The organism is Myroides sp. C1519 (assembly GCF_038039755.1).
GTDB classification, from domain to species: Bacteria; Bacteroidota; Bacteroidia; order Flavobacteriales; family Flavobacteriaceae; genus Flavobacterium; species Flavobacterium phaeum_A.
Genome location: NZ_JBBPHM010000003.1, coordinates 124,700 through 144,503, shown reverse-complemented (window position 1 = coordinate 144,503; position 19,804 = coordinate 124,700). Strand labels below are relative to the sequence as shown.

Here is a 19,804-nt window from a genome sequence, read left to right as displayed (position 1 = left end):
TAATCTATTTACCTTTTCCTCCTACAATCACAACTATTTCTCCTTTGGGAGGTTTAGCTTCAAAATGAGCTAACACTTCTATTACAGTTCCTCTTACAGTTTCTTCGTGAAGCTTAGATAATTCTCTTGAAACAGAAATCTGACGCTCCTCTCCAAAGTATTCTTTAAACTCTTGTAATGTTTTAACAAGCTTATGAGGAGAAACATAAATAATCATTGTTCTGGTTTCTTCTGCTAAGACTAAATATCTTGTCTGTCTTCCCTTTTTATCTGGTAAGAATCCTTCAAAAACAAACTTATCATTTGGCAATCCACTATTAACAAGTGCAGGGACAAAAGCTGTCGCTCCAGGCAAACATTCAACCTCCACTCCTGCTTCAACACAAGCTCGTGTTAATAAAAATCCTGGATCAGAAATAGCAGGTGTTCCTGCATCAGATATCAATGCAAAGGTTTCTCCTGACTGAATTCTTTTCACTATCCCTTCAACAGTCTTGTGCTCGTTATGCATATGATGACTCGCCATTGGAGTCATAATTTCAAAGTGCTTTAATAACTTTCCACTATTACGTGTATCCTCTGCTAATATATAATCTACTTCTTTAAGCACTTTAATAGCACGAAAAGTCATATCATCTAAATTTCCAATTGGCGTTGGTACTAAATATAATTTCCCCATAATTAAATAAAGCGTTTTTCTACTAACGCAATAAAACGTTCTTCATACTCATCTTTACCTTCCCAATTATTATATTCTGGCTTCACAAGGTGCTCTATCAAACTCATTGCTTCATCAAACGTACTCACTGTATTTAATTGAGATAACACTCTATTAAAATCCTCCGCACTATTTCCAAATAAATGCTTTTCAAAAGCAATTCTATCATTTAAACCTACTGTAATTGTAGTATTGTAGATATCATTAATTGATTTTGGTTTTACAATTTTAGGTTCCTTTACAGACATATGTTCTACATCAAATAATGTATTAGCTGTTCCTTGCTCTACTAAATGCGAATGTTCTACACCAGTTTGATTCCCAACAACATCTTCTTCTTTGGAATCCGATGTAACCTCTGTAGTTGTTTTTTCTTCAGCAACAACATCTTCAACACGAACAAACTCTACATCACCGAAATCAAATCCAAAGAAAGGATCTAACTCTGTTTTAGGCTGTTCTTTTTGTTTTTGTGCCTCTACAATTTCTTTAGAAAAGAAAAAAGAAGTAGTACGATCTACTTGTTCTTCCTTAGAATTATTTTTATCTTCTTTTTTTAATTGCTCTTCTTTTACTTCTAATGCTCTTAGTAAAAGTTCTTCTTTTTCTCTTTCTTCTTCTTGAATTAGAAACTCTAAATAATCATCTTCTTCTTGCTGAAGCTTTAACTCTTTTGCTCTTTCATCACTTAGACGTGCCTGTTCTGCTTGCTCTGCCACCTCAGCTTCTAATCTTAATCTTTCTGCTTCAATTGCCTCAAGTCGAGCGTCTTCTTTTGCTTGTAATTCAGCCTCAATACGACGTGCTTCCTCTTCTGCTAATCGCGCTGCTTCAAGTTCCTCTGCCTCAATGCGACGTGCTTCCTCTTCTGCTAATCGTGCTGCTTCAAGTTCCTCTGCCTCAATACGACGTGCTTCCTCTTCTGCTAATCGTGCTGCTTCAAGTTCCTCTGCCTCAATACGACGTGCTTCCTCTTCTGCTAATCGCGCTGCTTCAAGTTCCTCTGTCTCTTTCAACATTGCTTCATGCTCATCTAAAAAACGATTCAACTCAGCATCTTCCTCTTCATTTGTAAAATCTTCGTGAACAGCATCAGTCAAAAAAGGTTTGTTATAATTCATTTCTTCACTAACAAGAAATTCTTTTTCTTCTATTTCTGGTGCAATTTTATTTACAATATCTGCAATAAAACTATCCTCCCCCATTACTGTTGGCTCAACTTCATTATCAATTACAATCGGATAGTCTTCTTCTACCAAATCATTTGGCATTTGATGACGATCAAGATTCTCAACAACAACTTGTCCTCCTAAAGAAACAGCAGTTAATGCTTCTTCAAGTTGCTCATTTGTAACATCTTTAATCTGTCCCCCCACTAAATGATCTTGATAAAACTTCATTATCAAAAGCTTCTCATATAATTCTTTTGCTTCTATTAAGAGATTGCTTACATCCTTCTCTTTCATCTGTAAAATACGGTGAGCAAGACTTAATAACTCTCCCTCCAAGACTTTCTTCATAACTTTTATTTTGCATTAGTAAATTGACGAGCTTTTTTTGATAAATTTGCTCATTACAAAAATAACAGAAAAAACTGCTGGTTTCAGCTTGAAATTTACAAAATGTTTCTCGAAAATCCCGTTAATCACAAAGAACAATTTGGTTCAATCGAAGTAATCTGTGGTTCAATGTTCTCTGGTAAGACTGAAGAACTGATTCGCAGACTGAAAAGAGCAAATTTTGCCAAACAAAAAGTCGAAATATTTAAACCGGCTATTGACACCCGTTATGACGACGAATACGTTGTATCTCACGATTCAAACGAAATTCGTTCTACTCCAGTACCTGCTGCAGCTAACATTAGATTATTAGCTGATGGTTGCGATGTTATTGGAATTGATGAAGCTCAATTTTTTGACGACGAAATAGTAAGTGTTTGCAATGACTTAGCAAACTCAGGTATTCGTGTTATTGTAGCAGGACTTGATATGGACTTTAAAGGAAATCCTTTTGGACCAATGCCAGCACTTATGGCAACAGCTGAGTATGTAACAAAAGTTCATGCTATCTGCACAAGAACAGGAAACCTTGCTAATTATAGTTTTAGAAAGGCTGCAAGTGAGGATATTGTAATGCTTGGAGAAACTCAAGAGTACGAACCTTTGAGTAGAGCAGCTTACTTTAATGCTATGCGTGAAGCCGAAAAATTAAAAAAAGAAAGTCAAACAAATACTTCTACAGATCATAATAAAGACTAAAACCTTTTAAAAAACCACCACTCTTATGAAAAAAATCTACCAAATCTATTTAGATTCTTACCGAGGTTTATCATCTGCCTCATGGATGTTAGCAATTGTAATGTTAATAAATAGAGCTGGTTCCATGGTTTTTCCTTTCTTAGGAGTTTATATGACACAAAAGCTAAACTTTACAGACGAACAGACTGGATATGTATTAGCTTGCTATGGTGTGGGATCTATTATTGGTTCTACTTTTGGTGGTTGGGTAACTGACAAAATCGGAAACTACAAAGTACAATACCTAAGCTTACTGGGTAGTATACCAATCTTTATTATGCTTCCTTACTTTACTACAGTTTGGAGTTTAGCACTAATGATTCTTTTTCAGAGTACTGTTAGTGAATCTTTTAGACCTGCCAATTCTGTTGCAATCACAATGTATGCAAAACCAGAAAACATAACACGTGCTTTTTCTCTAAATAGAATGGCAGTTAATCTTGGTTTCTCTATTGGCCCTGCTATGGGAGGATTATTAGCTGCAATTTCATATACATTGTTGTTTCAAATAAATGCAGCTGCTGCATTTGTTGCTGCCATCGTTTTTATTGCCTTCTTTAGAGGAAGAAAAACGACAAAAGATCTTAAAAAAGACGCAGAAGATGAAATAAAGAATACTTCAAATGAAGATATTGAAATAGGAAGTGGTACAAATCAATCTCCTTATAAAGATAAGATGTTCCTTATTTTTAGTGTTTTTTGTACGTTATACTCAATTGCCTTTTTACAATTATTTAGTACAATACCTCTTTTCTACAGAAAGGTAGGAGGTCTTAACGAAGCACAAATTGGTCTTGTTTTAGGTTACAGTGGATTACTAATATTCTTAACCGAGATGTTATTAGTACACCTTGCAGACAAATACTTATCGATTAAACAAACAATATTCTACGGAGTTCTCATCAGTTCAATAGCTTTTGGTATTCTAATCTTTGACCACAGTATTTATACGATTTATTTCTCTATTTCAATGCTATGTGTTTCTGAAATGTTAGCAATGCCATATACGTCAACTGTAACAGCAATGCGTGCTGCAGCTAACAGCAAAGGAGCTTATATGGGAGTGAATGGTCTAACATTTGCTGTAGGCTTCATAATCTCTCCTGTTGTTGGTACAAAAGTAGCTGCAACATTCGGATATAATGTTTTATGGATTGGAACTGCTGTAATCATTGCTATTGCAGCATTCGGATTAAATTACTCAGTGAAAAAAATGATTGACGAATAACAGACGTTTTCTCAGCTAATACATTTACTTCTACTGTTAAACATTTGTACAAATTACCCGTACACTGATGCATATATCCTAAAATAAAATATATTTGCAACACTTATGTTTAAGCAAAACAAATACATAGCTTGGGCTTTAGTGATTATATTCACTATTTTCGGTATTGAAAAACTCAATTTCATTACCGAAGAGACGTGTGACAAAAAACTAATGTTTTGCCCAACAGCAAATATGTATGTTTATACTGTTTTAGATGCTGATAATCAAAATACAAACGACCAACATACTGAGCAAAGAACAAGTAAAATAGTTAATATTAGCTGTGAAACTTTTTTTATAAACCAAGTGGTTACACAACAAGAGATTAATGATACTCGTTTCTTCAATAGCAATCAGTATTTCTTCAAACCTGTCATCCATTCGACACCATATATAACACTGATAGATCCTCCTCCAATCTATAAGCCTTCTTTATTCTTTATAACTTAAATAGCTAATCGGCTATTTTTTTTTGCTCTAAACTTAAAATTAACTGCTATGATTTGGCGTTTTATCTTTTGTATTGCACATAAAAAGATTTAATTGTTACATTTGAATAAAACCATTTATTATGAATACAGATAAAAAACAACCTTATATTAATTCTTCTATAACTAATAAAATTGCTACAATTACATTTTATACACCAGCCAGCAATTCATTCCCAAGTCTTTATTTAACAAAGCTTACTAATACAATCGAAGAACTAAGCAAGAATAATGAAATCACCACAATCATATTAAAAAGTGATGGAGATGGAGCTTTTTGCGCCGGTGCTTCATTTGATGAATTACTTTCTATAAAAGACTCTGTTACAGGAAAACAATTCTTTTCAGGTTTTGCAACTGTAATAGATGCAATGCGTAGAAGTCCTAAAATATTTATCGGTAGGATTCACGGAAAAACAGTAGGCGGTGGTGTCGGATTAGCTGCTGCTTGTGATTACTGTTTTGCTACTGACAAAGCCTCTATTAAGCTATCTGAACTTGCCATTGGAATTGGTCCATTTGTTATTGAACCAGCTGTGTCTCGTAAAATAGGAAAAACAGCTTTTACTCAAATGTCACTTGCTGCACACGAATGGAAAACTGCAACTTGGGCATATAATCATGGTTTATATTCAGAATTATACGAAACTACAGAAATGATGGATATCGAAATTGATGCTTTTTCTAAAAGAGTTAGTGAATATAACCCTGATGCTTTAATTGAAATGAAAAAAATATTTTGGGAAGGAACAGAAAACTGGACTGAACTATTACATAAAAGAGCAGAAATATCTGGTAAATTAGTTTTATCTGAATTTACAATTAACGCCCTAAATCAATTTAAAAACAAATAATTAAAAGCTGCTAATAAGCAGCTTTTTTTATTTTTACCAACACAATATTAACACACTTACTAAATATACTCTATCTTTACTTACTAAAAGAGTATGCAAAAAACATTACTAACTATCTGTGGGTACTTATTACTTTCACAAACTTCTTTCGCAAATACTGAAAACACAGCGATAGAAAAAGATATTCCTACAAACGAAAAAAAGCAGCACACTGCTCATTTCACAAACAAAAGCTTCAGTCATTTAAATGTATCTGTTGGAATATCTACTTTAGGATTCAATATTGAAGCAGCAACACCATTAACACAAAATTTAAAGCTGAGAGGAGGTTTAAACTTCTTCAACCTCAATAGTAGCAAATACGACATTGATATTGATGACGAAAATGGCACATTATATGAAGCTTTTGGCATTGCTCCTACCTATGAAATGAAAGCTCAGTTCAATACATTTCACGCACACGCTTTAGTAGATTATTACCCATTCAAAAAAGGAATATTTCATTTAACTGGTGGTTTTTATATCGGTAATACTAAAATTAAAGCGAATGGTTTTTTAACTGATGGCAATGGAACAGCTGTAACTATTAAACCTGGGTATGATTGGCCAACACTTGAATTTGACGGAAGAGAATTAGATATTACAAATGGGGAACTTAATGCAGAACTAACATTAGGTAATACAATTAAACCTTATTTTGGTGTTGGATTAGGCCGAGCAGTTTCTAAACGAAGAATTGGTGTAAAATTCGAATTAGGTGTATTATATCAAGGAGAATATATTTTAAAGCAAAATAACAAAAAAGTAGCTTCTACTTCTGATATCTCTGCTTCAATTGAAGATGCGGATAAGTACACAAAATGGATGAGTTGGTGGCCTATGGTTAACTTACAATTAAACTATAGAATCTTCTAAGAAACAAAAGCGTACTGCAAAAAATTTGAAGGACTATATTTTTCCTTACCTTTGCCAAAATTTTTAGTTATGCCTAAGATTAGAATTACAAAGCAGTTTACATTTGAAACAGGTCATGCATTATATGGTTATGATGGTAAATGTAGAAACGTACACGGCCACAGTTATAAATTAGGAGTTACAGTTATTGGAACACCTATTGATGACATCAACAATGTGAAATACGGAATGGTTATCGATTTTGGAGATTTAAAGAAAATCGTAAAAGAAGATATCGTTGATGTATTTGACCACGCAACTGTTTTTAATAAAAATACTCCACACGTAGAACTTGCTAAAGAACTTAAAGATCGTGGTCATCACGTTATTTTAGTTGACTATCAACCTACAAGTGAAAATATGGTAATTGACTTTGCTGCTAAAATTAAAAGTAGATTACCAGAAGGAATTGAATTATACTCTTTGCGTTTGCAAGAAACTGAATCATCATATGCTGAATGGCATCAATCTGATAATTTATAAGCATTGAATTTTACAATCAATACAAATAAAAGTATATACTTTGCTTCAGATCAACACTTCGGAGCTCCTACACGTGAAAAAAGCTTTCCTCGTGAACAACTTTTTTTACAATGGTTAAAGGAGAAAGAAGAAGATATGGGAGCTTTATTCATCTTAGGAGATTTATTTGATTTCTGGTTTGAATATAAAACTGTTGTACCTAAAGGTTTTGTAAGAATATTAGGAAAGTTAGCTGAACTAAAAGACAAAGGTATTCCCATCTTTTTCTTCGTTGGTAATCACGATTTATGGATGGATGACTACTTCCAAACTGAATTAGGTATTCCTGTATTTCACGAATCACAAACTTTTGAAATCAATGGAAAGTCTCTTTTTATAGCTCATGGAGACGGATTAGGCCCTGGTGATATGGGATATAAAAGAATGAAGAAAGTATTCACTAATAAATTCTCGAAATGGCTATTTAGATGGCTTCACCCTGATATTGGGGTTAAGTTAGGCTCTTATCTTTCGGTAAAAAACAAGCTAATATCAGGTGATGAGGATATTAAGTTTTTAGGGGAAGATAAAGAATGGTTAATTTTATATGCAAAACGCAAATTAGAAACTCAACACTTTGACTACTTTGTTTTTGGACATAGACATTTACCAATGATTATCAACTTAAACGAAAAGTCTAAATATATTAATTTAGGAGACTGGATAGTCTATTTTACTTATGGTAAATTAGATACTGATTTTCATTTAATTGATTATAAGAAGGAACTAAAATCAAGATAAATAAAAAAAGCGTACTATTAAGTACGCTTTTTTTATGAATAGTCATTTCTTCTTAAAATGGCTTTTCTAATATCCAATCACAATGTTTAAAATAATCCCACTTAACATTACCTAAATCTACTTTATGATCTACAAATCTACTTAAATCACGTCGATTGATAGATACATAGCTTTCTGCATATACAGCAACATCTTCACCTTTATTAGCATACTCCTTTTTAATATATTGAGCCATTTGCCATATCATATCTGGGGATGTTAATCTTGCTTCTTGTTTCGTAGTCAAAACATTTTCTATATCGTAATAACGACGTTCTCCCGTCTTTTTATTCTCCACAATATAGTTTGTATAACCAGCTCTTGATCGTAGCATCATACGCCAGCTTAAACGATGTGCTTCATCTGTCCACAATACATCTCCTTCTATGAAATGCATACGCAAAGGTAAAACCAATTGAACAAACGCAAATACACTAACAATTATTAAAGAAGTTTTAGAAAGAGCTTCCTTTTTGATTTGTTGATAACTAATACTGTTTATATCTAAAATTGGTTTCTTCTTGAAAAACAATGCACGTATTTGGTCTGGTTCATAGAAGAACACAGCAAAACTCAACGCAAAGTAAGGGAATATACCAATATGCAACGTGATAGAATTAAACAAGTGAAAAATCAAAGAAGCTACTAATGCCCACGTTCTTGTTCGTTTAAAAAGTAATAGAGGAACAATTAACCCATCAAACAAAATACCTAAATAGGCAATTGAAATATAAAACCACTTCGCAGTAAACATCTCTTTGAAAACAGATGGAATATTAGCTCCTTCATACATCAATTTAGTAAAGGTACCATCAAGCCAATCAGGATAAAACTTAGCTACTGTTCCAAAAATATACAAGATTGAAACTTGAAATATAAATATCCACGAAACATACTGATTCATAAATAGCCCTTGGCTCACTCTTCCTTGTTTTACATCAAGAGAAGCATACTTATTTGCTGGTAAAAAGCACATATAGAAACAAATAACCAATAACATATAATAGTGGTTATTGTAAGAAGTCTTTTGAATAAAATAGGCACCCGCCCATAAAATGGTAAGTAATATCATACTCAACCTATATCTATACCCTAACATTACGGCCACAGATACACAGCCCATTAATGCAAAATACACATACATTTGTGGTCCTACAAGCACTTGCAAAAAGTCCATATAAATATGAGAGAAAGTAAAGTTTACATCTACTAAATTACTTTTTACCCATCCTGTAGCTATTGCTCCGAAAGATTCGCAAGCAAATAAAAAACCGAATAATATCCTAAAAATTACTAATGGAGAATTATCAATTGGTTGAAATGCCTTTTTCCACATACTGTTCAAAATACTCACGAGTTATGCGTTCGTCATTTTGCAAACACGCTACTAACTCGTCAAGTCCGTTAAATTTTAATTCATCTCTAATCCTGTCTAAGATACGAACTTTTAACGTTTTGTCGTATAAATCACCTGTCCAATCTAAATAATTTACTTCAATAGTATAAGGATGCCCTTCAAAAGTTGGGTTTATACCAACACTCATCATCCCTTTTACTTTTTCGCCATTAATAGTAGATTCAACAATATAAACACCATTCTTAGGAATCATTTTATAATCTTCATCTATTGAAATATTCGCAGTTGGAAAACCAAGTTTTCTTCCCAACTTTTTTCCATGAACAACCATTCCTGAAAAATAGAAATCATATCCTAAAAACTCATTTGCTAACGCTATATCACCATCTAAAAGAGCTTGTCTAATTTTAGTCGAACTAATAGAAACGTGATCTATCTCTTGAGCTGAAATCTCTTCTACTTCAAAACCATATTTCTCACCATACATTTTCAAATCACTAATGTCTGCCGTACGATTCTTTCCAAAACGATGATCATAACCAATGATGATCTTACTTATGTTGAATTTATCAACTAAAACACGTTTTACAAATTCCTCCGCACTAAGTTGAGAAAACTCATAATCAAATTTTTGCACAATAAGATTATCTAATCCTAACTCTTCTAAAAGCTCTTTCTTCTCTTCCAAAGTATTCAATAATCGAATAGAATGATCTTGTTTAAGAACCATTCTTGGATGTGGAAAAAAAGTTAACACCAAACTTTCAGCACCACTTTCTTTAGCTGAATCAACTATTTTTTTGATAATCATTTGATGACCAATATGTACTCCATCAAAAGTACCTAACGTGGCTACAACCTTTTTGTCTGTCTGAAAATTATTAATAGAAGAAAATGTTTTCACTTTGTAAAGTTTATTCAATTACATCACTATTTTTGCCGTTCCTATTAAATGAGCCCAAAAATAATTCGTGTAAAAATACATCATTTTTACTAATCAACTTTATAAAAAACGCCTAAATACACCCCCTTTAACAAATTTCAAAATGCCTAAATTCAAGTTTTTAAAACTATTAATCGCCTTTATTTTTACAACTCTTCTTTCTCCACAATTGTTTTCTCAAGTCAAAGTGATGACTTGGAATTTGCAAAATATTGGTAAAAGTAAATCAGACGAAACTATTACTTACATTGCTAAAGTAATAAAGCAAACAGATATTATAGCAATTCAAGAAGTCGTAACAAATCCAAGTGGCGCACAAGCTATCGCGAAACTACACGATGAGTTAAATAGAAAATCAGGAGCAAAATGGGAATATGCTATTAGTAATCCTACAGAGAGCTCTCCATACAGATCTGAACGCTATGCTTATCTTTGGAAAACAAAAACGGTCAAGCTAAAAGGAAAACCTTTCTTAGAGCCAACTTATAAAGATGACATAGAAAGAGAACCTTATTTTGCAACCTTTATATACAAAGGAAAAGAGTTTACCATAAGTAGTTTGCACGCCTTGCCTAAAAAGCATCAACCTGAAACTGAAATTAAGTACTTGAAATTTCTACCAGACTTATATCCAGATCATAATTTAATTTTCTTAGGAGATTTTAATTTACCTGAAAGTCATTCTGTCTTTAATCCATTAAAGAAACAAGGATATATTTCTTCTTTCGAAAAACAAAAAACAAGTTTAAGACAAAAATGTATTAATGGAGATTGTTTAGCTTCTGAATATGACAACATATTAATACACCCTAAAAAAGTAGATTTAATCAAAGCTAAACCTATCTATTTCTTTGAAGACTTTGAAGACATAACAGAAGCCAGAAAAGTATCAGACCACATTCCAATAATGATAGAAGTCAATATATTATAAACAAAAAAAAGCCTCAAATGAGGCTTTTTTTGTCTATCAAAAGGGGCTATTATCTTCTACCCATATAAATCATTACATAGTACAACAAAGTACCTAAAGAAGATATTGCAGCAACAACGTATGTACGAGCAGCCCAAGACAGGGCATCCTTAGCTCCAGCATACTCTTGTTGATTAACCATATTCTTGCTTTGAAGCCATTTTAAAGCACGATTACTTGCATCGTACTCTACTGGCAACGTAATAAAAGAAAACAGCGTTGTAAGGGCAAATAAAACAATCCCTAACAACAATAACTGCGGAAATGTATTAATCATCAATACTCCTCCTAATAAAATAAAAGGCATAACACGAGAACTAATACTAACCGCTGGAACTAATTTAGAACGCATAGTTAACCAATGATAAGCTTGTGCATGTTGCACAGCGTGACCTACCTCGTGTGCTGCTACAGCTGCTGCTGCTGCATTGCGCTCATTATATACTGCTTCACTTAAATTTACCGTTTTGTCAGCAGGGTTATAGTGGTCTGTCAATCTCCCTGGAGTAGATATAACCTTAACATCTCTAATTCCATGATCAAACAACATCTTCTGTGCAATTTCAGCACCACTCATTCCATTTTGTAAATGCACCTTAGAGTACTTATCAAATTTAGATTGTAAGCGATTACCAACAAACCAACTTACTCCCATAATAAGTATCATAAAAATCCAAATTCCCATAACACGTTTTTTTTTAGTTATATACAAATATAACATCAAATGACAAGCCAAACTTTAAAAATGACACAATGGCATAAAAAAAGGGGTTACTTGCGTAACCCCTTTCTAATAATATATTATTATTTAAGTTTTTTCTTAACTTCCACTTCTTGGAATGCTTCAATAACATCGTATTCTTTAATGTCATTGTAGTTTTTAATTTGAATACCACAATCATATCCTTTAGCAACTTCTTTAACATCGTCTTTGAAACGTTTTAAAGCAAGTAACTCACCAGTATAGATAACTACACCTTCACGGATTAAGCGGATTCTTGAAGAACGGAAGATCTTACCATCAGTAACCATACATCCAGCAATTGTTCCAACTTTAGAAATTTTGAACAACTCACGAATTTCAGCACTTCCTGTAACTTCTTCTTTCATCTCTGGAGACAACATACCTTCCATTGCATCTTTCAAGTCATCAATTGCATCATAGATGATTGAGTAATTACGGATATCAATTTCTTCCTTATCAGCTAATTGTTTAGCAGATGCCATAGGACGAACGTTAAATCCGATAATAATTGCGTCAGAAGCAGAAGCTAACAATACGTCAGATTCTGTAATCGCACCAACACCTTTATGAATGATATTGATTTGAATTTCTTCAGTAGATAATTTAGAGAATGAATCAGATAATGCCTCAACAGAACCATCTACGTCTCCTTTTAAGATAATGTTCAACTCTTTGAAGTCTCCTAAAGCAATACGACGTCCAATCTCTGCCAATGTAATATGACGTTGAGCACGTACAGATTGTTCACGAACTAACTGAGTACGTTTTGCAGCAATTTGTTTTGCTTCTTTTTCCTCATCAAATACGTTGAATTTATCACCAGCAGTAGGAGCACCATCTAAACCTAATACAGAAATTGGTCTTGAAGGTCCAGCTTCTTTCACTGAATTACCACGTTCATCATGCATAGCACGAACTTTACCATGGTTACGACCAGCTAATAAGTAATCACCTACTTTTAATGTACCAGCTTGAACTAATACAGTAGATACATATCCTCTACCTTTATCTAAGAATGCTTCAACAACAGTACCAACAGCTAATTTATTAGGGTTAGCTTTTAACTCTAACATTTCAGCTTCAAGAAGAACTTTTTCAAGTAATTCCGTCATACCAATACCTTGTTTAGCAGAAATATCTTGTGATTGATAAGTACCACCCCACTCTTCAACTAATAAGTTCATAGAAGCTAAACGCTCTTTAATCTTATCAGGATTTGCAGTTGGTTTATCAACTTTATTAATTGCAAAAATAATTGGCACACCAGCCGCTTGAGCGTGGCTAATAGCCTCTTTTGTTTGTGGCATAATGTCATCATCCGCTGCAATTACGATAATAACAATATCAGTAACTTGAGCACCACGAGCACGCATTGCTGTAAAGGCCTCGTGACCAGGAGTATCTAAGAAAGTAATCTTTTGTCCTCCTTCTAACGTTACACCATACGCACCAATGTGTTGTGTAATTCCACCAGACTCACCAGCAATTACGTTAGCTTTACGAACGTAATCCAATAAAGATGTTTTACCGTGATCCACGTGTCCCATTACCGTAACAATAGGAGCTCTTGGTTGTAAATCTTCTTCTCTATCTGGAGTTTCTTCAATAGCTTCATCAATATCAGCAGTAGTAAAATCTACTTCATATCCGAATTCATCAGCAACAATAGTTAATGTCTCAGCATCTAAACGTTGATTCATTGTAACCATAATTCCTAATGACATACAGCTACCAATCACCTTAGTAATAGGCACATCCATCATCGTAGCAACTTCACCTACAGTAACGAATTCTGTTACTTTCAAGATTCTGTTTCCTGCTTCGATTTCTAACTGCTCCATATCCGTTTTCTTACGGTGTGTATCACGTTTATCACGACGATACTTAGCAGCTTTTGACTTGTTACCTTTACCTTGAAGACGCTCAAGTGTCTCCTTAATTTGGTTTTTAACTTCTTCTTCAGTAGGCTCAGCTTTTACGATAGGAGTAGTATTTCTTCTTTGGTTATTCTTATTACCAAATTTTCCACCACCACTATTGTTCTTGTTGTGACCTCCTCTGTTATTGTTGTTATTCCCTCCAGTATTGTTAGAATTAGTATTATTAGTATTTGTACCCTCACCAGGTTTTGCAATACGTTTTCTCTTATTCTTATTAGCACCCGGAGTACCTTCTTTTTTGTTATCTTTATTAGAAGCGTTACCATTTCCTTTTTTAGGATCTTCTTTTTTCTTCTTAGGCTTATTAAATTGAGACAAGTCAATTGTTTGTCCTGTAAAAGTAGTTCCTGAAAGCTTTTGGTAATTTGTTTTGATTACTTCATCTCCAACTTTTGCATCTGCATTGTTAGTCTCTTCTACTTTTTTAGAATCAACCTTTTTAAATGAAGCATCTTTACCTCCTGTAGATTCCTTTTGTTTTGGTTTTTCTACCTCTTTTTTACCTTCCACTTGTTTACCTGGGTTCGTTACTTTAGATGCCTCTTTCTTAACTTCAGTTTTAGGAGCAGTTTCTTTTTTGCTTTCTACAACTGTATTAGATTCTTTACCCTTACTATCTTTAGCAGGAGCTTTAGCATCTTTTTCTAAAGTTTTATTCACTTTATTTACATCTTCTGAAGGAGCTTTAGTTTTTTTAGGCTCAAGATCAATTTTACCAACCGTTTTAATAGCAGCAATCTCTTCAGCTTTAGCTCTGATGATTTCTTGCTCACGTTTGATACGTAATTCTTCTTGCTTTTTCTTTTCCTCTAGCTCTTTCTCGCGCTCCAATTTAAAAGCCTCTTTCTCTTTCTTTTTCTCTTCACTCACCTCAATAGATGCCTCTTTCTTGCCTTTATCAGCAGAAAATTGTTTACACAAAACGCTATATTCTACTTCAGAAATTTTAGCATTAGGTGTTGCGTCGATATCATGCCCTTTACCTTTTAAAAAGTCAACGGCTCTATCTAGAGAAATATTCAATTCCCTTAAAACTTTATTTATTCTTATTGCTCTTTCTTCAGACATATTATCTTTTTAGTGTATTTAAATGTGTTGTGTTGTTTAGCTGGTGTTAATCTTCGAACTCTTCCTTCAAGATTCTCATCACATCTTCAATTGTTTCCTCCTCAAGATCAGTTCGTTTCATCAACTCATCAACACTAAGACTTAAAACGCTTTTTGCTGTATCCAAACCAATTCTTGCAAATTCTTCAATAACCCATTCGTCGATTTCATCTTTGAATTCTTTCAATTCAACATCATCATCTTCAGGGTTTAGTTCTCTCATAACATCAATATCGTATCCAGTTAACATACCAGCCAACTTGATGTTTTGACCTCCACGACCAATCGCACGAGATACCTCTTCTAAATCTAAATAAACGTTTGCTTTTTTAGCTTCCTCATCGATAACAACTTTGTTAACGCGAGCTGGTGCTAATGCACGTTTAATAAATAAATCTACATTGTTTGTAAAGTTGATAACGTCAATATTCTCGTTTCCTAACTCACGAACAATTCCATGAATACGAGACCCCTTCATACCTACACAAGCACCAACTGGGTCAATTCTATCATCAAATGTATCTACAGCAACTTTCGCTTTTTCTCCTGGAATTCTCACTACTTTTTTTACAGAGATGTGACCATCTGCAATTTCCGGAATCTCTTGTTCAAACAATTTTTCCAAAAATTTAATAGAAGTACGAGACATAATGATTTGTGGTTTTGTACCTTTCAATTCAACAGACTCAATAATACCTCTTACTGTATCACCTTTTCTAAAGAAATCAGATGCAATCTGTTTTTCTTTAGGCAATACGATTTCATTTCCTTCTTCATCCATCAAAATTACAACTTTTGGACGGATGTGATGCACTTCAGCAGAATAAACTTCACCTACGATGTCTTTAAACTGTTTGTACAAAGTAGTATTATCATGTTCAGTAACTTTAGAGTTTAAGTTCTGACGTAACGCTAAAATAGCACGTCTTCCTAATTGCTCCAATTTCACTTCTTCAGAAACTTCTTCTCCTACCTCAAAATCTGGTTCGATTTTACGCGCCTGTGATAATGATATTTCATAATTATCATCCTCTACTTCACCATCATTAACAACAGTACGGTTTCTAAATATCTGGCAATCACCTTTATCTGGGTTAACAATAATATCAAAATTATCATCAGCTCCAAATCTTTTTTTCAACGCATTTCTAAATACATCTTCTAAAATAGCCATCAGCGTTACACGCTCGATATCTTTTTCGTCTTTAAATTCTGAGAATGAATCTACTAAATCTCTATTCTCCATGTGATCTTTATATTTTTAAAATGAAATTATAACATTCGCTTCTTTGATACTCTCAAAAGGAATTACGGCTTCTTTTTCTACCGTTACTTTCCCTTTTCCGACAGGTTTTGGCTCTCTTGTTTTCCACTTAAGAACTATTTTGTCGTCTACAATGCTATCTAATGTAGCTTCGTACTTTTCTTGTTCGTGTGTTACCACTTTTAACTTTCTACCAATATTCTTGTTGTACTGGCGAAACAATTTTATTGGCGAAGCAGCTCCTGACGATGCTACTTCAAGAGAAAAGTCTTCTTCTTCTCTATCCAAATTGTGCTCAATAGCGCGACTAAAATTGATACAATCTTGTAATACTACGCCTTCATCACCATCTATAATAACAGTAATTTTATTATCAGACGATATAGTAAAATCTATAATAAATATAGACGGATACTGCTCTAATGCCTGATCAATTAATTGTTGTACTTTACCTTTTAATGTCATATGCTATAAAAAGAGGGGACGTCTATGTCCCCTCATTATTTAACTTGTTTTAATAAATAACAGCACAAAGATATTAATTTTTTTATTACAAATAAAACTTTTGCCTATTGATAATTATATTCTTAACTTTAAATCACACAAATAAATAGATAAAACAACTAATAATACCATGAAAAAAATACTTGTCCCAACAGACTTTTCTTCTCAAGCTTATAACGCTATAAAAATAGCTGCTGTTCTTGCTAAAAAATCGAACTCTGAAATATTATTATTACACGTTCTTGATTTACCACAACAAGGTAGCGACAGCATAAGCAAAGGTTCTCCGATTCCTGAGGTTATGTTCTTCAAAAATGCTGCTGAACACAAACTAAAAGAGCTTGCTTTATCTGAAATATTCAACGGAGTAAACGTATCTACAAGCTTAATTCTTGAAAGAACTTCTCCTGGTGTTATCAAAACAGCCGAAACAAATGATGTAGATCTAATTGTAATGGGGTCTCACGGGGTAAGTGGTGCTAAAGAATACTTCGTTGGTTCTAATACCCAAAAAGTAGTTCGCACTTCTGACATTCCTGTTCTTGTAATTAAAGGAGACGATGAAGAATTTAACATCAATGATGTTGTTTTTGCTTCTGACTTTTCAGACAATATGAAAGAACCTTTCAAAAGAATATTGCGCTTAAACAACTTACTGAATGCAAATTTACACTTGCTAATGGTTAATACTCCAAATAGCTTCAAACCAACTCACGTAGCAGAAGAAATTTTAAATGACTTCTTACAAGATATTACTGACAGCTCTTTTGATCTTTCAATCTATAATGATTTAAATGTTGAAAAGGGAATTATCAATTTCTCTAAAAAGATTAATGCTGATTTAATTACTATTGCTACACACGGTAGAACAGGATTATCTCATTTCTTCAACGGAAGTATCAGTGAAGATTTAGTTAATCACTCAAAAATATCAGTTTTAACAATCAAAATTGACTAATTATTCTTGACTTGTTTTAAACAAACAAAGTAGTTTAAATATATAACAGTAGTAGACATCCGTTTACTACTGTTTTTTTTGTACCATTTAAAACTACATTACCTCCTCCACAAACTGAGCGACCGCAAGGCTTATGCGTATCTTGTACAACACTCGTACCACACATCTTCGACACATCGCCCACATTCACTCGGAAAACACCCCTCATTTCCGAACAAGTGTGGTACTTATGTGGTGTCTATGTGGTACAAGAGTCGACTAAGTATCAACAAAAAGCCGCTTCACTTTCGAATACTTCTTCTTGTTCGCCCTATCCTATAAAGAAATATAAGTCCTCTATTAAACAGCGAATCTCCTTTCCCTTTTCAATGTCACCAACAAAAAACTGCATAAAAAAAACTGCACCTATACTTTCGTATATGATGCAGTTTAAATATATATATTCTTTTGCGCTACATTGCCAATTATTTTCTATTCAACAATCGCACAATTCTTATTTAATAATTTCAATATGACTTTCTGAAACTTTTGCTATCGGCAAATAATGCTTTTTCCCTTCTACTAATAAACACAAATAGATATTGTCTATGGAAATCACATATCCTTCTAATCCATCAATTCGAATCAATTGACCAAGTTCTAAGTTCTTTCTCGCATAAAATGAATATAGTAGTCTTGTAATAACATCTTTAGACCCTAATCCTAAAGACAGAGCTACTGTTAACAACAAAGCTCCTATTATAATAGAAATATTACTTGTAATAATATCAGTATTTATACCCATTTGGTTTAATGTAGTAATAATTACAAACACTAAAATCAAATAAAAAAGTATATTCCCAATCATACGAGCGCCACTAAAATCAACAGCTTTCAAAACTCCTACAACGGCTTTCTTGATCCAAGAAGCAAAATACAGCCCTCCTACAAAGATTAGCAATGCTACAAAAACCTTAGGAACATAAAGCATTAAATTCCCTACTTCTCGAGAAACAATATCAAGTCCGAATAACTCAGCTCCTACAACAACCATAAGAAAGACAACAAAAATCTTTACAAAAAAGATTAATATACTCTCTACTTTTATTGAAAAGTTTAGCTTACTTAAAAACTCGTTCTCATTTATTAGCTTTTGTATTTTATCTAATCTAATTACTTTAAAAACTTTCTTTAAAATATAAGAAAGCAACTTTACCACTAACCAGCAAAGCAAAATATAACCTACTAAAAAAACAAAGCCCATCAATCCCTTTAACAAAGACCCTGTTACTGAGCTAATCATTTGGCTTGGATACTCAAAACTATAAAGTTCCATCATTCTTACTATTTTTAATTTTCTCGATTATTTCGTTTTCTCTTTTTATATCTTTTTCTCCCATTAAGCTTTGGATTGTCTGAGGAATTTTAACGGTATATAACTCTGACATATCCAATGACAACTTAATAAAATTAAGATTATCTATTACCCTATCCTTTAAGTAATCTGGTAATTTTTCATCCTGAAGTATTTTTTTGAACGGATTATCCATAATTACAATGAGTTATAAATTTCTACAATTCTTTTCTTAGCTCTATGAAGACGCATTTTAACAGCGCTTTCTCCCAAATCTAACAAGGCAGATATTTCCTTAATAGGCTTATCATCTTGATATTTCATCAATAATAGAATCTTATCTTCAGAATCAAGCCTTACTAAAGACTCTTGTAACTTACCAACACTTAATGCAAAGATTTCTTCATCACTGATTTCATCTTCAACTGCAATATCATATTGATTTTCGTCGCTCAAATTCTCTTCTTTTCTCTTTTTCTTTAAAACCGATTTAGAATAATTTACACAATGGTTATATGCAAATGAGTAAATCCAAGTAGAAAACTTTGAATCCCCTCTAAAGTTCTTCAAATTCAAATATAATTTAACAAAGATATCTTGTGTTAAATCTTCTGCTACATCTCTTGACTCTGCAAAACCCAGACATTTTCCAAAAACTTTCTGCGCATACCTATCGTAAAGTATTCCAAATAAATTAGTATTACCGCTATGAACAATAAACTGAACCAGTTCTTCATCATTCATCGCCGCAAAATTACTATTCTGTGAATTAAACTTCATACTTTTTATTTACGCATACA

Annotated in this window: 20 protein-coding genes; 9 read left to right on the top strand and 11 right to left on the bottom strand. The window is 33.2% G+C overall.

The annotated features are described in order from the left end of the window. Positions 1-4: 4 nt before the first annotated feature. Positions 5-679 (bottom strand): 16S rRNA (cytidine(1402)-2'-O)-methyltransferase, encoded by a 675-nt coding sequence (gene rsmI / locus AABL81_RS03345; protein ID WP_158209603.1) that lies wholly within the window; start codon positions 677-679, stop codon positions 5-7. Between the two features lie 2 nt (positions 680-681). Next, positions 682-2,238 carry a hypothetical protein gene (locus AABL81_RS03340; RefSeq protein WP_341340341.1) on the bottom strand — a complete coding sequence of 519 codons (1,557 nt, stop codon included), beginning with the start codon at positions 2,236-2,238 and terminating at the stop codon, positions 682-684. 102 nt (positions 2,239-2,340) lie between these two features. Here AABL81_RS03340 and AABL81_RS03335 point away from each other — a divergent pair, with 102 nt between their 5' ends. The 7 genes from AABL81_RS03335 (at position 2,341) to AABL81_RS03305 (ending at position 7,844) form a co-directional block, all read left to right on the top strand. Next, positions 2,341-2,976, top strand: a complete 636-nt coding sequence (locus tag AABL81_RS03335) for a thymidine kinase (RefSeq protein ID WP_158209605.1) — start codon at positions 2,341-2,343, stop codon at positions 2,974-2,976. 25 nt (positions 2,977-3,001) lie between these two features. Next, a complete protein-coding gene (locus tag AABL81_RS03330; protein WP_158209606.1) occupies positions 3,002-4,243 on the top strand; it encodes an MFS transporter in 1,242 nt (413 codons plus the stop codon). Positions 4,244-4,348: 105 nt separating this feature from the next. Then, complete coding sequence (locus AABL81_RS03325; protein WP_158209607.1) at positions 4,349-4,735, top strand: hypothetical protein; 387 nt, start codon at positions 4,349-4,351, stop codon at positions 4,733-4,735. A gap of 121 nt (positions 4,736-4,856) precedes the next feature. Next, a complete protein-coding gene (locus AABL81_RS03320; protein ID WP_158209608.1) occupies positions 4,857-5,627 on the top strand; it encodes an enoyl-CoA hydratase/isomerase family protein in 771 nt (256 codons plus the stop codon). A 93-nt stretch (positions 5,628-5,720) separates the two neighbouring features. Next, the gene (locus AABL81_RS03315) at positions 5,721-6,542 is read left to right on the top strand and encodes a hypothetical protein (RefSeq protein WP_158209609.1); all 822 of its coding nucleotides are present in this window, start codon (positions 5,721-5,723) and stop codon (positions 6,540-6,542) included. Between the two features lie 69 nt (positions 6,543-6,611). Then, positions 6,612-7,064, top strand: a complete 453-nt coding sequence (locus tag AABL81_RS03310; protein WP_090407845.1) for a 6-pyruvoyl trahydropterin synthase family protein — start codon at positions 6,612-6,614, stop codon at positions 7,062-7,064. Between the two features lie 3 nt (positions 7,065-7,067). Next, positions 7,068-7,844 (top strand): UDP-2,3-diacylglucosamine diphosphatase, encoded by a 777-nt coding sequence (locus tag AABL81_RS03305; RefSeq protein WP_341340340.1) that lies wholly within the window; start codon positions 7,068-7,070, stop codon positions 7,842-7,844. A 52-nt stretch (positions 7,845-7,896) separates the two neighbouring features. Here AABL81_RS03305 and AABL81_RS03300 read toward each other — a convergent pair whose 3' ends face one another. Continuing rightward, positions 7,897-9,219 (bottom strand): HTTM domain-containing protein, encoded by a 1,323-nt coding sequence (locus AABL81_RS03300; RefSeq protein ID WP_158209611.1) that lies wholly within the window; start codon positions 9,217-9,219, stop codon positions 7,897-7,899. After that, positions 9,191-10,144 (bottom strand): bifunctional riboflavin kinase/FAD synthetase, encoded by a 954-nt coding sequence (locus AABL81_RS03295; protein ID WP_341340360.1) that lies wholly within the window; start codon positions 10,142-10,144, stop codon positions 9,191-9,193. Before AABL81_RS03295 ends, AABL81_RS03300 begins: the two co-directional genes overlap by 29 nt. 142 nt (positions 10,145-10,286) lie before the next feature. Between AABL81_RS03295 and AABL81_RS03290 the strand changes: the two genes are divergently transcribed. Next, positions 10,287-11,114 (top strand): endonuclease/exonuclease/phosphatase family protein, encoded by an 828-nt coding sequence (locus AABL81_RS03290; RefSeq protein ID WP_341340339.1) that lies wholly within the window; start codon positions 10,287-10,289, stop codon positions 11,112-11,114. 49 nt (positions 11,115-11,163) lie between these two features. Here the strand turns inward: AABL81_RS03290 and AABL81_RS03285 are convergent, their stop codons facing one another. The 4 genes from AABL81_RS03285 to rimP all read right to left on the bottom strand — a co-directional run bounded on the left by AABL81_RS03285 (position 11,164) and on the right by rimP (position 16,674). After that, positions 11,164-11,838 carry a zinc metallopeptidase gene (locus tag AABL81_RS03285; RefSeq protein WP_090407861.1) on the bottom strand — a complete coding sequence of 225 codons (675 nt, stop codon included), beginning with the start codon at positions 11,836-11,838 and terminating at the stop codon, positions 11,164-11,166. Positions 11,839-11,957: 119 nt separating this feature from the next. Further along, positions 11,958-14,906: a translation initiation factor IF-2 gene (gene infB / locus AABL81_RS03280; protein ID WP_341340338.1), complete on the bottom strand. Its 2,949-nt coding sequence runs from the start codon at positions 14,904-14,906 to the stop codon at positions 11,958-11,960. 46 nt (positions 14,907-14,952) lie between these two features. Continuing rightward, positions 14,953-16,191: a transcription termination factor NusA gene (gene nusA, locus AABL81_RS03275; RefSeq protein ID WP_090407867.1), complete on the bottom strand. Its 1,239-nt coding sequence runs from the start codon at positions 16,189-16,191 to the stop codon at positions 14,953-14,955. Positions 16,192-16,206: 15 nt separating this feature from the next. Next, the gene (gene rimP / locus AABL81_RS03270; protein ID WP_158209615.1) at positions 16,207-16,674 is read right to left on the bottom strand and encodes a ribosome assembly cofactor RimP; all 468 of its coding nucleotides are present in this window, start codon (positions 16,672-16,674) and stop codon (positions 16,207-16,209) included. 169 nt (positions 16,675-16,843) lie between these two features. Here rimP and AABL81_RS03265 point away from each other — a divergent pair, with 169 nt between their 5' ends. Beyond that, a complete protein-coding gene (locus AABL81_RS03265; protein WP_158209616.1) occupies positions 16,844-17,671 on the top strand; it encodes a universal stress protein in 828 nt (275 codons plus the stop codon). A gap of 493 nt (positions 17,672-18,164) precedes the next feature. On the opposite strand, the gene AABL81_RS03260 is transcribed toward AABL81_RS03265, so the two are convergent. Genes AABL81_RS03260 through AABL81_RS03250 form a run of 3 tightly spaced genes read right to left on the bottom strand, consistent with a single transcriptional unit; the run spans position 18,165 to position 19,784 of the window. Continuing rightward, positions 18,165-18,989: a mechanosensitive ion channel family protein gene (locus tag AABL81_RS03260; RefSeq protein WP_233269306.1), complete on the bottom strand. Its 825-nt coding sequence runs from the start codon at positions 18,987-18,989 to the stop codon at positions 18,165-18,167. Next, entirely contained in the window at positions 18,973-19,200 is a 228-nt protein-coding gene (locus tag AABL81_RS03255; RefSeq protein WP_158209617.1) for a hypothetical protein, read from the bottom strand. Before AABL81_RS03255 ends, AABL81_RS03260 begins: the two co-directional genes overlap by 17 nt. Positions 19,201-19,202: 2 nt before the next feature. Next, on the bottom strand, positions 19,203-19,784 hold the full coding sequence (locus AABL81_RS03250; protein ID WP_090407880.1) for an RNA polymerase sigma factor: 582 nt from the start codon (positions 19,782-19,784) through the stop codon (positions 19,203-19,205). Between the last annotated feature and the right edge of the window lie 20 nt (positions 19,785-19,804).

Bases quoted from the DNA above. Each gene is read 5' to 3' on its own strand.
- rsmI (WP_158209603.1), bottom strand. From the start codon at position 679: ATGGGGAAATTATATTTAGTACCAACGCCAATTGGAAATTTAGATGAT.
- AABL81_RS03340 (WP_341340341.1), bottom strand. From the start codon at position 2,238: ATGAAGAAAGTCTTGGAGGGAGAGTTATTAAGTCTTGCTCACCGTATT.
- AABL81_RS03335 (WP_158209605.1), top strand. From the start codon at position 2,341: ATGTTTCTCGAAAATCCCGTTAATCACAAAGAACAATTTGGTTCAATC.
- AABL81_RS03330 (WP_158209606.1), top strand. From the start codon at position 3,002: ATGAAAAAAATCTACCAAATCTATTTAGATTCTTACCGAGGTTTATCA.
- AABL81_RS03325 (WP_158209607.1), top strand. From the start codon at position 4,349: ATGTTTAAGCAAAACAAATACATAGCTTGGGCTTTAGTGATTATATTC.
- AABL81_RS03320 (WP_158209608.1), top strand. From the start codon at position 4,857: ATGAATACAGATAAAAAACAACCTTATATTAATTCTTCTATAACTAAT.
- AABL81_RS03315 (WP_158209609.1), top strand. From the start codon at position 5,721: ATGCAAAAAACATTACTAACTATCTGTGGGTACTTATTACTTTCACAA.
- AABL81_RS03310 (WP_090407845.1), top strand. From the start codon at position 6,612: ATGCCTAAGATTAGAATTACAAAGCAGTTTACATTTGAAACAGGTCAT.
- AABL81_RS03300 (WP_158209611.1), bottom strand. From the start codon at position 9,219: ATGTGGAAAAAGGCATTTCAACCAATTGATAATTCTCCATTAGTAATT.
- AABL81_RS03290 (WP_341340339.1), top strand. From the start codon at position 10,287: ATGCCTAAATTCAAGTTTTTAAAACTATTAATCGCCTTTATTTTTACA.
- AABL81_RS03285 (WP_090407861.1), bottom strand. From the start codon at position 11,838: ATGGGAATTTGGATTTTTATGATACTTATTATGGGAGTAAGTTGGTTT.
- infB (WP_341340338.1), bottom strand. From the start codon at position 14,906: ATGTCTGAAGAAAGAGCAATAAGAATAAATAAAGTTTTAAGGGAATTG.
- nusA (WP_090407867.1), bottom strand. From the start codon at position 16,191: ATGGAGAATAGAGATTTAGTAGATTCATTCTCAGAATTTAAAGACGAA.
- rimP (WP_158209615.1), bottom strand. From the start codon at position 16,674: ATGACATTAAAAGGTAAAGTACAACAATTAATTGATCAGGCATTAGAG.
- AABL81_RS03265 (WP_158209616.1), top strand. From the start codon at position 16,844: ATGAAAAAAATACTTGTCCCAACAGACTTTTCTTCTCAAGCTTATAAC.
- AABL81_RS03260 (WP_233269306.1), bottom strand. From the start codon at position 18,989: ATGATGGAACTTTATAGTTTTGAGTATCCAAGCCAAATGATTAGCTCA.
- AABL81_RS03255 (WP_158209617.1), bottom strand. From the start codon at position 19,200: ATGGATAATCCGTTCAAAAAAATACTTCAGGATGAAAAATTACCAGAT.
- AABL81_RS03250 (WP_090407880.1), bottom strand. From the start codon at position 19,784: ATGAAGTTTAATTCACAGAATAGTAATTTTGCGGCGATGAATGATGAA.